This is a genomic window from Mycobacterium sp. 1482292.6, assembly GCF_001672995.1.
Taxonomy (GTDB): domain Bacteria; phylum Actinomycetota; class Actinomycetes; order Mycobacteriales; family Mycobacteriaceae; genus Mycobacterium; species Mycobacterium europaeum_A.
Map to the genome: position 1 here is coordinate 1 of NZ_LZKV01000197.1, position 16,202 is coordinate 16,202.

Consider the following 16,202-nt stretch of genomic DNA (forward strand, 5'->3'; position numbering starts at 1 on the left):
GCCGCTTCATGGTGACCGGCGGCGACGTCGTCTGGACCGATGGCCCGCTGACCCGGGCGGTCAAAGCCGGCGCGATCTGCTACCTGGACGAGGTTGTCGAGGCGCGCCATGACTCCTTGGCGATCCTGCACTCACTCACCGATCACCGGCGGTCGCTGTATCTCGATCGCGCCGGCGAGGTGGTCAAAGCGCCCGCGCAGTTCATGCTGGTGTGTTCGTACAACCCCGCCTATCGCAGCTCGCTCAAGGAGCTCAAACCTTCGTTCCGACAGCGGTTCGCAACGCTGGCAATGCACTACCTGCCGCCCGACCGGGAAGCCGAGGTGATCGTCGCCGAATCCGGAATTCCGTTGGCTACGGCGAGGCGGCTGGTCGGATGCGCGGTCGCGATCCGCACCGCAGACCAAGCCTTCCACTTCGAGCCGCCCTCGACCAGGGTGCTGGTCACCGCTGCCCACCTGATCGTCGCTGGCGCAACGGAATTGGATGCGGCCGACGCGTGCATACTCGCGCCACTGAGCACCGACGGCGCCGTCACCGACGGCCTTCGCGAAGTCGCGGCTGCCAGCCTGGGCGCCGCAGACGCATCGAGCAGTTCTTAGAAAGGAGCAACGGCATGGACAGACAAGAGCAGAAACGCAAGAGGGCGCTCATCGTCTTCCAGATCTTCATCTACGGCTACCTGCTGGCCATGTTCGGCGTCCAGCTGTACATGTCGTTCGCGCGGGGGTGGTGGGACCTGTGAGCCTTGATGCCGCGCAGACGAATTCGGTCGGCCTCGAGGATCATCACGACGAATCGCGCCGGGCTCAGCGGCGTGCCGACAAGTGGATGATCGTCGGCGCCGCCCTGATGGGCATGTGGGCGCCTGGCCTGATCGGGTTCCCCATCTTCATGCGTGGGGTGTGGCTGCAACGCCAAGCCCTGCGCGACGGCCTGTCGGTCCGGCCGATGATCGTGACCCTGATCGGCTATCTCACCCTGATCGACGGCATGCTCAACAGCCTGGGCTGGGCCCTGGACCTGGTCGCCAACCACACGTTGATCAACCGCGTGCTGATGGTCGGCTGGGGCAACATGTTCGACGCCGGCTATTTCTGGCATTACAACGAGCTGTGGATCGGGGGCGCCGCCGGGCCGGGCGAAAAGGCCTACGTGGCGGGCCTGATCCTGACGGTGTTCTCCATGCGGGTGGCCGCCGCGATCGGCTTCTTGCAGATGAAGCGCTGGGGCCACCAGTGGATGGTGGTCACCTGCTGGATGGGCGTGGTGATCTGGTCGGCCTATGTGTTCAACATGACGATGTTCGCCGACGTGCGCTACGCCGGCGTCGTGTTCCCGGTCATCGGCTGGTGGCTCTACGACATCTTCTACATCACCCCGTTCCTCGCGATTCCGTACCTGCACACCGTCAATCGAGAAATCTTCTCCGACTAAAGGAGCCATGCCATGACCGCACCGTCGACCACCGACGACAAAGACCCGGCCGCCGGTCTCGAGCCCGGCACCACGCCGTACTACGCCCGCATGCACAAGTGGATCAAGCGCGCCGTGCTCGTATGCCTGGTGGCGCTGGTGATCGAAGGCGCCTTCACGCTGCCGTTCATGGCGGTCTACTACGGATACCCGACCCTGAGCCTCACCCAGATCTGCAGCGAGCTACTGAAGATCCGGTATTCCAACGACACTTTGGAGTGCAAGTACCCCTACCCGCCGTTCGGGCCGCCCGAGGGCGCCGAGGGCAAAGCCACCGCCCAGGACGTCTGGGGCATCCAGCCGATACCGAAGTATCACCGGCTGGGGTTCCGCGAACTCGTCAAGATCCACAACGACAGGCTGGCCCGGCAAGCCCAGGCGGCGCCGCACCCATGAACGGACTGAACCGTTGATCCATCGGGTCGTTCAGTGGACGACGGGCAACGTCGGCAAGAGCTCGGTCAAGGCCATAGTCGCCAACCCGACGCTCGAGCTCGTCGGCTGTTACGCCTGGTCACCGCAGAAGGCCGGACGTGATGTCGGCGAGCTGTGCGGGATCGGACCGCTGAATATCAAGGCCACCAACGATATTGATTCGCTGCTCGCGCTCGAGCCGGACTGTGTGGTCTACAACCCGATGTTCGCCGACGTCGACGAGCTGGTCCGCATCCTCGGCGCGGGCATCAACGTGGTGGGCACCGCCGGGTTCGTCACCGGGCACTATCTCGGTGCCGGACGCGAACGCATCGAACGGGCCTGCGCGGACGGCGGATCAACCATCTTCGGCAGCGGCATCAATCCCGGCTTCATCCAGCTGTTCGCCATCGTGTCGGCGGGTCTTTCCGACCGGGTGGACAAGGTCTCCATGCTGGAATCGGTCGACACCACGATCTACAACTCGCCCGCGACCGAAATACCCATGGGCTTCGGCTATCCCATCGATCAACCGGACCTGCCGGCCATCACCGAGCAGGGCTCCGGCATCTTCGCCGATGGCGTGCTGTTGATCGCCGATGCGTTGGGCGCCGACCTCGACGACGTGCGCTGCGAGGTCGACTACGCCCAGACCACCGAGGATCTGCACCTGCCCGGGGACTGGACGATCAACAAGGGATGCGTCGCCGGTGTGGACGTCCGCTGGAAGGGGATTGTCGCCGGCCGGGAGATCATCGAAATCCGCGGCCGGTGGCGCAAGGGCCAATCGCTGGACCCGGATTGGCCGCTGGACATGGGTTACACGATCGAGGTGCAGGGCCAGCCGACGATCAAGACCACGCTGAGCTTCCTTCCCCCACCGGACTTTGCGGGCCAGACCCTGGACGACTACATCATGTTGGGGCTGACCATCACCGCGATGCCAGCGCTCACCGCGATACCCGCCGTCGTCGCCGCCCCTCCCGGGATCGTCACCTACAACGACCTGCCGCTGCTGCTGCCGCGTGGGGTGCTGCGCGCCGATTCTCGATAGGAAACGCCGATGCCTGAAGAACCCTCGCTCCATCACGTCGTGTTCGCCGTGGCACCGGAACGACATGCCGCCGCGGCACAAATGTTCAGCGACCTCGGATTCCTCTTCGAGCCCCTGCAACTCACCGAGCTCGGCCTCGATATCCACCTCGACTGGAGTCGGGGCATCGAGTTGATCAGCCCGATCCCGGGATCGACCGGGGAGGTTGCCGTTTCGGTGACGGAGTTCTTGGAGCGCCACGGCGACGGCGTGTTCACCGTGGTGATCGGGGTTCCGGAAGCCGCTGGCGCCGACGCCGTCGCCGAACGCTACGGCGCGACAAGGCGATTCCGACAACACATGGAGGGCGAGGGCACCTACCTCGACGAAAACGACGTGTCGATCCTGGGACTGCCACTGACTTTCCTGGCGACCAACATCCCGTGATTGGAGACGTCATGGCTGGTTTCGGCGCCGACCGAAGTACGGCCAAAGCGCTACCAGCCGAGCTGATCCGGCCGAAGGAGTCACGATGACGGTCGACACCGCAACACCGAGCGTCTTCGACGCCGACCTCCCGACGCTGCACTACGACATCACGGACACCGTGCACGAGGTCGCCCCGCGCATCCGCGAGGTGCGCACGCGGTCGCCGATAGCCATCGGGCCGCTGGGACCCGAGGTGCTCGGCTACGAACTCGCCCGCGGGATACTTCGCGATCCCCGGTTCGTTTTCCCGCCCGGCATGCACATGACCGCTCGCGGGATAACGTCGGGCCCGCTCTATGAACGGGTCCTCGGCACCATCCTGGGCATGGAAGGCGAGGAACACCGACGGCTGCGCGGTCTGGTGTCCAAGGCCTTCACGCCGCGGGCGTCGGCGCGCATGGAAGACACCATCGACACCGTGATCAACGAGTTGATCGACCAGGTCGCCTCGGATGGCCGAACTGGCCGATGCGACTTCGTCACCGACATCGCCCGGCCGTACCCGATCCCGATCATCTGCGCGCTGTTGGGCGCGCCCCCCGAGGATTGGGAGCAGTTCTCGCTGTGGGCCGAGGACATCTTCAAAATCGTCAGGTTCGACTCCGACCTGGCGAACGAGCAGCACATCGTGATGCGGGCCTGGGACGAGTTCGACGCCTACATCGACGACATGATCACCGAGCGGCGGGGCCGGTTGACCGACGACTTGATCTCCGAACTGATCCGCGCCCAGGATGACGGCGACCGGCTGAGCAACGCGGAGATGCGCATGCTGGCGTTCAGCATTCTCAGCGCCGGCACCGACACCACCCGCAATCAGCTGGCCGCGTGCATGCACGCGCTGTGTGACCATCCCGATCAACTGGCGATGTTGCGCGACGATTCCCGCCTCGCGATGCGAGCCGTCGAGGAATGCATGCGCCACTCGCCGGCGGTCTGCACCACCCTGCGCACCGTCCTGGACGACGTCACGTTCGCGGAATACACGTTTCCGGCGGGCACCTTCATTTCGGTGAATACCTTTGCGGCCAACTGCGATCCAGAGGTCTATCCGCACCCGGACCGGTTCGACATCACCCGCGAGGAGCCGCCGCCCATTTTGACGTTCGGCGGCGGCGCCCATTATTGCCTGGGCGCCAATCTCGCCCGAACCGAACTCGCCGGGGCCCTCAAAGTCATCGCCCGGCGCATGACCAATCCGCGCCGCGTGGCAACGGCACGCTGGAAACCGATGCTGGGATTGAGCGGGCCGGTGGAGCTGGAGATGGAGTTCGACTAGCTCAGCGCGTCGTCCGCGGCCAGCTCGAGCACACGGATCTCGCCGGTGGCTCCGTCGACCTCCACCATGGCTCCCTGCGGCAGTGCCTTGGTGGCGCCCTGGACGTCGACGACACACGGAAACCCGAATTCGCGGGCCACCACCGCGGCGTGCGACATCGGACCGCCGAGTTCGGTCACGACGGCGGCGGCGTAGCAGAACGCCGCGGTGTACCCGACGTCGGTGACCTCTGCGACAAGGATCTCACCGGGTTGCAGGTCGTCGATGGTCTCGGGCCGCACGATCCGCACCCGGCCGCGCACCCGTCCCCCGCAAACGCCGACGCCACGCAACGTGTCCCCGCTGGCCAGCGCGTCCGATGGGGTCGCGGTCGGCTGCCAGCTTCCGCTGAAGACGGTCGGCGGCGCCACCGCGACCAGCCGACGCTGTTCGGCCCGGCGCCGGGCCACCAGCGCGCCGACATCCGCGGGGAGCGCGTCGAGTTCGTCGACGAGCAGATAGAAGACGTCGTCGGCGGCGGTGAACACCCCGGCCTCGACCGACCGACGTCCATATTCGCGAAGCAGCGTGCGTAGCACCCAGTTGGCCCGCACCACCTTGTCGCGGCGGACCTCACGGTCGCGCAGCTGCTGGGTGGCCAGAGCCGCAACGGGCTTGGCGTGCAACGGGATTCGGGACCGCTGCGGCTGCGGCGCGGACGGCGCGCTCATCGCCCTGCTCACCATCCGCACGAGCAATTCGGGATCGTCGGCGTAGCTGGTGGACAGCATCTCGAGCTCGGCCGGACCACGGTGGCCGATGAGCGCCAGCTCGTCGCGCAGGGCGGCATGGAATTCCGGCGCCTCGACGGCAAGCTTGTCCAGCCGGTCGCCCGGTTCGGCCAGCAGCGCCGTGACTTTCGGATCGCGCTGCGCGGCGACCACCAACCGCTGCATCGCCTCGACCGAACGCGCGCTGACCAATTCCGGTCCGCCGGGCGCCGCGATCTCGCGCCCGCACAAACCACGCAGCAGCACGTTGAACGCCGCGCACAGCAGGAACGAGCCTGCCGCCAGCACCCAGCCGTGCACCACCTGGTCACGCGCCAGTGAGATCAGGCTCAGCAGCCGACGATCGTCGAGCCCGGCGAGGTCGCCGCCGGCCAGGCGTTCCAGGCGATCGACGTCGGCGACGAACTCACGGGTGTCCAGCGGCGCGCCGGCGGACAGGCCGATCAGGTTGACGCCGAACACCCCGATATTGCGGATGGTCCGGAATTGCCTGCGAATTCGGCCGGTATCGGAGTGCGGATGCTCCTCACTGAAGATCGGCAGGGCGGCCATGCTGGGGCCGAAGAACCCGCTGTTGCTTACCACCGTCGTGGGCTTGACGAAAGGCACCGTCTCGGCCATGAAGTGCGCGGTCGTGATGGCGCCGTAGAGCCGGTGGGCGAACACCGCGACCATGCGCATCGCGATTTCGCGCTGGATCGTCCCGCCGGGCCGCAACCGCTCGGCGACGCACACGGCGCTGGCCCGCAGTCCGCGAACCGTCGCCGACGCCGACGCCGGCGAAAACGGGCCGGGCAGCGCCTCAGACAAATTCGTGGCCAAGAAGGTGGGGAAACGGGGGTCGATCGGCGTGTCGAATTCCCCGTTATCCCCCGCTGCGCCCGCCCAAATGGGCTTGACGCCGTCGCCGCTCGGCGCGTCCACCGACGGGAGGTCCTGGATGTTGGCCAGCCGCCACGGCAGCGCAATCACCCGGGCGCCCACGGTCACCCGGCCGCGCACCGCCAGCGCGAAGTCCTGGACGCATTCCCCCGATCTCCACGCCGGCCGGAATGACCATTCGCTTGTCAGCCGCGAGGTGTCCATGAGCGGGGTCCCCCGCACCAGCCGCAGCTCAGCGGGCTCGAGGCCCAGGCGCACGACCGGGCGGTGCAGCGCGGCGGCGAGTTGCCGGAAGGTCAGGTCGCCCGATGCGGCGAGATTCACCGGCCCGCCCGGGGTTTCGGCATCGACGATCGCACGGTTGAACAGCCGGAGCGCGTCGTCGAGGTGGACCACCTGCATACCGCGATCGGCCGACCGGTGCGGGAACGCCGGTAATGCCAGCAGGCGGCGCACCCAGTTGTCGACGCTTCGCCCCAGGATCAGCGCGGAACGGATCGCGACCCATTGCGCGCCCGATTCCGCGAGCAGTTGTTCCACTTCGGCCTTGAGTCGGCCCTCGGCGCTGACCGGGGCCGTGGCGTCGTCTTCGGCCTTCGGTCCTTCTCCCCCGCCGTACACATGGGCCGACGACGCGAAAACGATCCGCCTGGAACCGGTCTCGGCCATCGCGTCGAGCACGTTGCGGGTGCCACCGATGTTGACCTGGTCGTCCTGTCCGGAACCTCTCGCCCACGCGAAGTGGGCGACGACGTCCGCGCCGGCCAGGGCGCGTCGGACCGCGTCGGCGTCGCGGATGTCGGCCGCCACGAAATCCGCTGCGCTCGGCCAGCTTTCGGGGCGGTGACGGGCGATCCCTGCGACGTCGTGGCCCTGGCTGAGCAGCCGAGTGGCGAGGCCGCGGCCGAGCACGCCGCTGGCCCCCGTGACCGCGATTCTCACGTCATGCCTACTCGTCGTCGTCGCGCAATGCCGCGTTGACCAGAGCGTCGAGGTCCATGTCCGCGATGTCCTTTTCGGTGGTCACCGTGGCGGCCTGCGCGGCGCCCTCGGCCTCGCTCGCCAACGCCAGCAGCAGCTCCAGCACACCGGCCTGCCGAAGGCGCTTGACCGGAATGGACCCCACGACGCGTTGAATCTCGGCTTCGCCCGGCGCGGCCGCCGCCGCGGGTTGGTCCGACGATCCGAGTAATTCGCGGTACATGTAGCCGGCCAGCGCGGCGGAGTTCGGGTAGTCGAAGATCAGCGTCGGTGAAAGCGCCAGCCCGGTCGCGGCTTTGAGCCGGTTGCGCATCTCCACGGCGGTCAACGAGTCGAAACCGAGTTCCTGGAACGCCCGGTCCGGATGGATTGCCTCCGGGCTGGAGCTGCCCAGCACGGTGGCGATGTTGGCCCGCACCAGATCCAGCAGGATCGCCTGCTGCTCGTCCTCGGGAAGACCTTCAAGGCGTTGCAGCAGAGCAGATTTCGACTTGGCGGCGGCCAACGAGTCATCGACCTGACGCCGCGTCGGGGCGTTGATCAGATCGACGAACATCGGTGGCAAGGTGCCGCCATCGAACTTCACCCGCAACGCCGCGAGGTCGATGTGGGCGGGCAGCATGAACGGCTCGTCGACGATGAGCGCGGTGTCCATCAGCTCCAGCGCCTGGTCCGACGACATGGCGACGATCCCGTCACGCCCGAACCGCGCGCGGTCGGCCGCACCCAGGCCACCGGTCATGGCGCTGGCCTGATCCCACAGCCCCCAGCCCAGCGAGATCGCCGGCAGCCCGTGCGCCCGCCGGTGGGCGGCCAACCCGTCCAGGAACGAGTTGCCGGCCGCGTAGTTGGCCTGCCCCGACGCGCCCGCGAGCCCCGCGATCGACGAAAACATCACGAAGGCAGCGACGTCCAGGTCGCGGGTCAACTCGTGCAAGTTCCAGGCCGCGTCGACCTTGGACCGCAACACCGACTCGATCCGGTCGGGGGTCAGCGACGTCACGACCGCGTCGTGCAGGACGCCGGCGGCATGGATCACCCCGGTCAGCGGGTGCTGCATCGGGATTTCGGCGATCACCTTGGCCAGGGCCTCGCGATCGGCGGCATCGCAGGCCACCGTCTCCACGTGCGCACCGGCCGCGCTCAACTCGGCGACCAGCTCCGCGGCGCCCGGTGCGTCCAGGCCGCGGCGGCTGACCAGCACCAGATTCCGCGCACCGTGACGGGTCACCACGTGTCGCGCGACCGCCGAACCGGCCATGCCGGTGGCGCCGGTGATCAGCACCGTGCCGGCCGTCCACGCGTCCGGCATCGTCATCACGACCTTGCCGACATGGCGGGCCTGACTCAGGTAGCGCAGCGCGGCGGGCGCGCGTCGCACGTCAAACCTGGTGACCGGCAACGGCCGTAGCACATCCTCGCCGAACATGGCCGCCAGCTCGTCGAGCATCTGGGCGATGCGATCCGGCCCCGCCTCGAACAGGTCGAAGGCGCGGTAGCGCACCCCCGGGTGGTCTCGGGCGACGACCTCGGGGTCACGGATGTCGGTCTTGCCCATCTCCAAGAAGACCCCGCCGGGCTTCATCAAGCGCAGGGACGCGTCGACGAAATCACCGGACAGCGAGTCCAGGACGATATCCATGCCGGCCATGCAGGTGACCGCGCGGAACTTCTCCTCGAATTCCAGGCTGCGCGAGTCGGCGATGTGATCGTCGTCAAAGCCCATGTCGCGCAACGTGTCCCACTTGCCGCGGCTGGCGGTCGCGAACACTTCCAGGCCGATGTGCCGGGCCAGTTGCACCGCGGCCATGCCGACCCCACCGGCGGCGGCGTGCACCAACACCCGCTGACCGGGCTTGGCGCCGGCCAGGTCCACCAGCGCGTAGTTCGCCGTGGCGAACACCACCGACGCCGTCGCGGCGGCGGTGTGTGACCAGCCGGGCGGCACCTTGACGAGCAGGCGCTGGTCGGTCTTGGCGATGGTCCCGGTTCCGTCGGGGAACAGCCCCATGACGCGGTCGCCGACGGCGAAACGCCCGTCGGGCGCGGCGGTTTCGATCACCACACCGGACGCCTCGATGCCCATGATGGCCTCGGGGTCGGGATAGAGGCCCAGCGCGATCATGACGTCACGGAAGTTGGCCGCGATGGCCGACAGCGCGACGCGCACCTGACCAGGACCCAAGGGCGCGTCGGCGTCGGGAATGCGCTCTATCCGCAGATTTTCGATGGTGCCGTAGCTGCTCATGCCGAGTCGCCACGGTCCCTCGTCCGGGGGCAGCAGCAGGCCGCCGACGGCGCGACTGCCGAGCACTCGGGCGGTGTAGACCGCGCCGTTGCGCAGTATCGCCTGCGGCTCGCCGAGCGCCAGCACCGCTGCTATCGCGTCGGAGTCCAGCGGGGCGTCCGTGTCGACGAGCACGATTCGTCCAGGGTGCTCGGTCTGCGCCGACCGCACCAGCCCCCAGACCGCCGCGCCGGCCAGATCGGTGACGTCCTCCCCCGGCAGCGTCATCGCGCCCCGGGTCGCCACCACCAGGGTGCCCGCGCCCTCGCGGGACAACCACGACTGCAGCACGGGCAGCACCGCGCGCGTCGCCGCGTACACCTCGGTGATCACGTCGCCGGACACCGGTGCCGATTCGAACAGCACCGCCGAGCGCTCGGCCGAAGGGTCACCCAATTCCTCTGCGCCCCAAGCGGACACCGACACCGGCTGCGTCGCCGAATGCGGTTGAGCCGACCAGATGACCTCGAAGAGCCGGTCCGGTCCCGAATTCGACACGGCGGCCAGCAACTGCTTGTCGGTGACCGGGCGGGCCACCATCGACGCCACCGAGAGCACCGGAAGCCCCAGCCCGTCGGCCAATTCGATCGACACCGCCGACGAACTCACCGGTACGATCCGCGCGCGGACCGCCCCCGCGCCCGCGGCGTGCAACGACACCTGTTGCCAGGAGAACGGGACCAACATCGAGCCCTCGGGCAGTTCGTCGCTGTCGGACGCCAGCATCACCGCGTGCAGCGCCGCGTCGAGCATCGCCGGATGGACGCCGAACCCGGCCGGCGACACCCCGGCGTCGGCGGGCAGCGCCACCTCGGCGAAGACCTCGTCGCCGCGGCGCCACATCGATGTCAGGCCGCGGAACGCCGGCCCGTAGTCGTAACCCCGCTCGGCCAATTGCTCGTATCCGTCGCCGACATCCACCGCGACCGCACCCACCGGCGGCCACGCCGACAGGTCCGCGCCCGGCTGCACCGAACCCGCCCGCAGCACGCCCTCGGCATGCAAGGACCAGCCCGAGCCCGCTTCGGCGCGCGAAAAGACCGACACCGCACGGGCACCCGAGTCGTCCGGGCCGCCGACGACGACCTGGACCGCGACCGATCCGCCGGCGGGCAACACCAGCGGCGCGGCCAGATTGAGCTCATCGACGACGCCGCAGCCCACCTCGTCGCCGGCGCGGATCGCCAACTCGACGAATCCCGCACCGGGGAACAGCACCACACCGCCAACGGCGTGATCGGTCAACCAGCCCTGGGTGCCGGGCGCCAACCGGCCGGTCAGCACCACTCCGCCGGTGGCCGGCAGTTCCACCACCGCGCCCAGCAGGGCGTGTTCGCTGGCCGCCAGGCCCAGGCCCGCGGCGTCGGCCGGGGCGCCGTCGGCGGCAAGCCAAAAGCGGCGCCGGTCAAAGGCATACGTGGGCAGCTCGACCAGGTTGGCTTCGAAACCAGGCCCGCCCAGCGCACCGCGCCAGTCCACGTCCATCCCGGCGACGAATCCCTGCGCAACGGCGTTGACCAGGGCGACCGGCTCCGGTCGATCCTTGCGCAGCGCGGACATCGTGGTCACCTGGGCCGCCGAAGGGTCCAGGGCCAGCGATTCTTCGATTGATGCCGTCAGGCCGCTGCTCGGTCCGACCTCGAGGAAACGGGTCGCCCCGGCCGAGCGCACGAACCGCACGCTGTCGGCGAACCGCACCGCCTCGCGCACGTGCCGCTTCCAGTACGCCGGCGATGCGAAGTCGTCACCGGCCAGCTGACCGGTCACGTTGGACACGATCGGGATGGTCGGCTTACCGACGGCCAATCCGGCCGCGACGGTGCCGAATTCGTCGATCATGGGATCCATCAACGGGGAGTGGAACGCGTGCGAGACCGAGAGCCGATGCACGCGGTGGCCGTCGACGCGGAGCCGGTCCGCGATCGCGATCACCGCGCCTTCGGCGCCCGAAATGACCACCGAGGTCGGCCCGTTGACCGCGGCGATGTCGACGCCGGCTTGTTCGGCGGACGCCAGCAGCGGCCGCACTTCGTCTTCGGTGGCCTGCACCGCGACCATCGCGCCGCCTTCGGGCAGCGCCTGCATGAATCGACCACGGGCCGCGACCAGCACCGCGGCGTTCTCCAACGAGAGCACGCCGGCGACGTGGGCGGCCGCCAGCTCCCCGATCGAGTGGCCCATCACGAAGTCGGGGCGCACGCGCCAGGATTCGAGCAGCCGGAACAGCGCGACTTCGACCGCGAACAGCGCGGGTTGCGCGAATTCCGTGCTGTTGAGCAGGTTTTCGTCGTGCCCCCACATCACCTCGCGCAGCGGGCGAAGCAGGTGCCGGTCCAGTTCGGCCACGACGGTGTTGAACGCCTCGGCGAAGACCGGATAGCCGGCGTGCAGTCCCATTCCCATGCCCAGCGTTTGGGACCCCTGGCCCGGGAACACGAAGACCGTCTTGCCTGCGGTCACGGTGCCACGGATGACCGAACCGGCCAGGTCGTCGGCGGCAAGCTCGTCCAGGCCCCCCAGCAACGGGTCGCGATCGCTACCGACGACGACGGCGCGGTGTTCGAAGGCCGACCTGCCGGCCAGCGACCACCCCACATCGGCGATGTCCGCCTCCGGGTGGGCGCGCAGGTGGGTCGCCAACCGGGCGGCCTGAGAGTGCAACGCGGACAGCGATTTCGCCGACACCGGCCAGGCCACCACCGGCGCCTTGGGTCCGTCCGCGGCGCGCGGCGGCTCGATCGGTACGGCCTCGACGATGACATGCGCGTTGGTGCCGCTGATGCCGAACGACGACACGCCCGCCCGGCGCGGCCGGTCGCCCGGCCACGGTTGCGCCTCCGTCAACAACGACACCGCGCCCGCCGACCAGTCCACGTGCGGACTCGGCTCATCGACATGCAGTGTGGCGGGCAACATTTCGTGGCGCATCGCCAGGACCATCTTGATGACGCCGGCCACCCCGGCGGCGGCCTGCGTGTGGCCCATGTTCGACTTGATCGACCCCAGCCACAGTGGCTGTTTCCCGGGCTCGGCCCTCTCTTGCCCATAGGTCGCCAGCAGCGCCTGGGCCTCGATCGGGTCACCCAAAGTGGTTCCCGTCCCGTGGCCCTCGACGACGTCCACGTCGGCCGCCGTCAAGCCCGCACTGGCCAGCGCCGCGCGCACCACCCGCTGCTGCGAGGGACCGTTCGGCGCGGTCAGCCCATTGGAGGCACCGTCCTGATTGATGGCGGAGCCCCGCACCATGGCCAGCACCGGATGCCCGAGGCGCTGCGCGTCCGACAGGCGCTCCACCACCAGCATGCCGCCGCCCTCGGAGAATCCGGTGCCGTCGGCCGCACCCGCGTAGGCCTTGCACCGGCCGTCCTCGGACAGCCCGCGCATGCGGCTGAACTCCACGAAGATATCGGGGGTGGCGTTGACGGTGACGCCGCCGGCCAGGGCCAGGTCGCACTCCCCTGAGCGCAGCGACTGCACGGCCATGTGCAGCGCCACCAACGACGAAGAACACGCCGTGTCCACCGACACCGCCGGGCCCTCCAGCCCCAGCACATAGGACACCCGGCCGGACGCCACGCTCGACGACTGCCCGGTCAGCCGGAAACCCTCGGCGGTCGGTGCGGCGCCCATGCCATAGCCCTGCGTGTATACGCCGGCGAACATTCCGGTGGCACTGCCGCGGAGCTTGCCGGGGTCGATTCCGGCTCGCTCCAACGCTTCCCAGGACAACTCCAGGAACATGCGCTGCTGCGGGTCCATCGACAGCGCCTCACTGGGCGGAATGCCGAAGAAGCCCGGATCGAAGTCCGCGACGCCATCGACGAAGCCGCCGGTGCGGGTGTAGCAGGTGCCCGGCACGTCGGGATCCGGGTTGTACACGCCGGCCAGGTCCCAGCCGCGATCGGTCGGGAAGTCCGAGAGCACGTCACGGCCCTCGATCAGCATGTCCCACAAGTCGTCCGGCGAAGTTACCCCACCCGGATAGCGGCAGGCCATGCCGACGATAACGATCGGGTGGTCGTCGGTGGCACGCGCGACCGGCGCGTGCTTGACCTCTTGCGGCAGCCCCGCGAGCTGGGTGCGGATGTAGCCGGCCAGTCCGTTGGGCGTCGGGTAGTCGAAGATCAGGGTGGGCGAAAGCGCAAGGCCGGTGGCGGTTTTGAGTCGGTTGCGCATTTCGACCGCGGTCAGGGAGTCGAATCCCAACTCTTGGAAGGCCTTGTCGGGATCGATCGCCTCGGCGGTGGTGTTCCCGAGCACGGTGGCGATGTGCGATCGCACCAGGTCCAGCAGCACGGCGTGCTGCTCGGCGTCGGACAGCCCGTCCAGGCGATGCGCCAGCGCCGACTTCGATTTCGCGGCGGCCAGCGAGTCATCGACCCGGCGGCGCGTCGGGGCGTTGACCAGATCGGTGAACATCGGCGGCACCGCGACCGCATGGGCCCGCAGCGCGGCGAGGTCGATGCGGGCCGGCGCCATGAACGGCTCGTCGACGATCAATGCCGTGTCGAACAGTTCCATCGCCTCGTCCGAGGACAGCGCCAAGATCCCGTCGCGGCCGAGCCGGGCGAGGTCGGCGGCGTCCAGTCCGCCGGTCATGGCGCTGGCCTGATCCCACAGCCCCCAGGCCAGCGAGATCGCGGGCAACCCGTGCGCCCGCCGGTGTGCGGCCAACCCGTCCAGGAACGCGTTCGCCGCTCCGTAGTTGCCCTGGCCCGAAGAGCCCACCAGGCCGGCCATCGACGAAAACATCACGAAGGCGGCCAGATTCAGGTCGCGGGTCAACTCGTGCAAGTTCCACGCCGCGTCGACCTTGGCCCGCAATACCGCGTCGACACGCTCCGGTGTCAGCGAGGTGATCGTCGCGTCGTCCAGCACGCCGGTCGCGTGAATCACGCCAGACAGCGGCCGCTGCGCCGAAATGTCGGCGATCACCTGCGCCAGTGCCGCCCGATCGGCGGCGTCGCACGCGACCACGCGCGCGCGGGCTCCGGCGGCTTGCAGCTCGGCGATCAACTCGGCGGACCCGGGGGCGTCCGGACCGCGCCGGCTCAGCAGCACCAGGTCTTCGACGCCGTGGTTGGCCACCAGGTGACGGGCCAGCGTCGAACCCGCCATGCCGGTGCCGCCGGTGATCAGCACGGTGCCGGATGCGAGCCCAGAAGGCAGAGTCATGACGACCTTGCCGATGTGCCGGGCCTGGCTCAGGTAGCGCAGCGCGGTGCGGGCGCGCCGCACATCAAAGGTCGTGACGGGCAACGGTTTCAGCACCCCAGCGTCGAACAGCCCGGCGAGCTCGTCCATCCACTGATGCATCCGCGGACGGCCGGGCTCGAACAGGTCGAAGGCGCGGTAGCGGACACCCGGGTAGTCCTGAGCCACCACGCCCGGGTCGCGGATGTCGGTCTTGCCCATCTCCAGGAACACGCCGCCGGGAGCGACGAGCCGCAGCGAGGCGTCGACGAATTCGCCGGCCAGCGAGTCCAGCACCACATTCATCCCGGCCATGCCGGTCCTGCCGGTCACCGCCCGGAACTTCTCCTCGAACTCGAGGCTGCGCGAATCCGCGATGTGGTCGTCGTCGAAGCCCATGGCCCGCAACGTGTCCCACTTGCCGCGGCTCGCGGTCGCGAACACCTCCAGGCCCAAGTGCCGGCCCAGCTGAACCGCGGCCATGCCCACGCCGCCGGCGGCGGCGTGCACCAACACCCGCTGCCCGGGCTTGACGTCGGCCAGGTGGATGAAGGCCATGTAGGCGGTGGTGAAAACCGCTGAGATGCCGGCCGCTTCGGCATAAGACCAGTCGGCGGGCTTGTGCTGCAGCAGGCGAACGTCGCCGGGCACCAACGTGCCGCTGCCGTCGGGGAAGAAGCCGTAGACCGAATCGCCGACCGCGAACTCGGTGACTCCCGGCCCGACCTCGACCACCACGCCGGCGCCCTCGCCACCGAGCAGGGCGTCGTGGGTGAACATGCCCAGGGTGATCATGACGTCGCGGAAGTTGGTGGCGATGGCACGCAGCGCCACCCGAACCTGGCCCGGTTCCAGCGCGGCACCGGCGTTGGGAACGGGCTCCAGCTGCAGGTTTTCGAAGGTTCCCGCGCTGCTGATGCCCAGCCGCCACGGCCCGTCAGCCGGGGGCGTCATGACGCCGTCGACCGCGCGGCTGCCGCGCACCCGAGCGATGTACGTCTTGCCGTCACGCAGCAACACCGCCGGCTCGCCGACGGCCAGAACGGTCGCTATCGCGCTATCGTCAAGCGCCGCATCGGAATCCACCAGCACGATGCGGCCGGGATGCTCTGTCTGCGCCGAACGCACCAGCCCCCACACGGCCGCGCCGGCCAGATCGGGGACGTCCTCCCCCGCCAAGCTCATCGCGCCATGGGTCGCGACGATCAGCACCCCGGAGTCATGCTCGGTGAGCCACGACTGCACGGCCGCCAGTGCACGATGGGTGCGCTCATACGTTCCGGACACCGGATCTTCGCCGGCCGCAACGGATTCGAAAACCTCGTGCACCGGCGGCTCGGCGTCACCGGTCGTGGTTGCGGCCGGTGACCACACCGCCTCGAACAGCCGGTCCGGCCC

The 16,202-nt window shown here is 68.8% G+C and carries 9 protein-coding genes; 7 read left to right on the forward strand and 2 right to left on the reverse strand.

Annotated features, from left to right (window positions below):
* The 7 genes from A5624_RS19590 to A5624_RS19615 all read left to right on the forward strand — a co-directional run.
* On the forward strand, positions 1–602 hold a 602-nt coding region (locus A5624_RS19590; protein ID WP_066869666.1), incomplete at its 5' end, for a CbbQ/NirQ/NorQ C-terminal domain-containing protein.
* A 14-nt stretch (positions 603–616) separates the two neighbouring features.
* Entirely contained in the window at positions 617–745 is a 129-nt protein-coding gene (locus A5624_RS29290) for a hypothetical protein (RefSeq protein WP_011724800.1), read from the forward strand.
* Complete coding sequence (locus tag A5624_RS19595) at positions 742–1,437, forward strand: hypothetical protein (RefSeq protein ID WP_066869669.1); 696 nt, start codon at positions 742–744, stop codon at positions 1,435–1,437. Before A5624_RS29290 ends, A5624_RS19595 begins: the two co-directional genes overlap by 4 nt.
* Positions 1,438–1,449: 12 nt before the next feature.
* Positions 1,450–1,872, forward strand: coding sequence for a hypothetical protein (locus tag A5624_RS19600; RefSeq protein ID WP_066869672.1), 423 nt, complete (start codon positions 1,450–1,452; stop codon positions 1,870–1,872).
* Between the two features lie 13 nt (positions 1,873–1,885).
* Positions 1,886–2,944: a dihydrodipicolinate reductase gene (locus A5624_RS19605; RefSeq protein ID WP_066869675.1), complete on the forward strand. Its 1,059-nt coding sequence runs from the start codon at positions 1,886–1,888 to the stop codon at positions 2,942–2,944.
* Between the two features lie 9 nt (positions 2,945–2,953).
* Positions 2,954–3,370, forward strand: a complete 417-nt coding sequence (locus A5624_RS19610) for a hypothetical protein (RefSeq protein ID WP_066869678.1) — start codon at positions 2,954–2,956, stop codon at positions 3,368–3,370.
* A gap of 85 nt (positions 3,371–3,455) precedes the next feature.
* Entirely contained in the window at positions 3,456–4,691 is a 1,236-nt protein-coding gene (locus tag A5624_RS19615) for a cytochrome P450 (protein WP_066869680.1), read from the forward strand.
* On the opposite strand, the gene A5624_RS19620 is transcribed toward A5624_RS19615, so the two are convergent.
* The gene (locus A5624_RS19620) at positions 4,688–7,285 is read right to left on the reverse strand and encodes a sugar epimerase family protein (protein WP_066869683.1); all 2,598 of its coding nucleotides are present in this window, start codon (positions 7,283–7,285) and stop codon (positions 4,688–4,690) included. The two genes, A5624_RS19615 and A5624_RS19620, sit on opposite strands and share 4 nt — an antisense overlap.
* A 7-nt stretch (positions 7,286–7,292) precedes the next feature.
* The coding region (locus tag A5624_RS19625; RefSeq protein ID WP_066869686.1) for a type I polyketide synthase at positions 7,293–16,202 on the reverse strand (8,910 nt) is incomplete at its 5' end.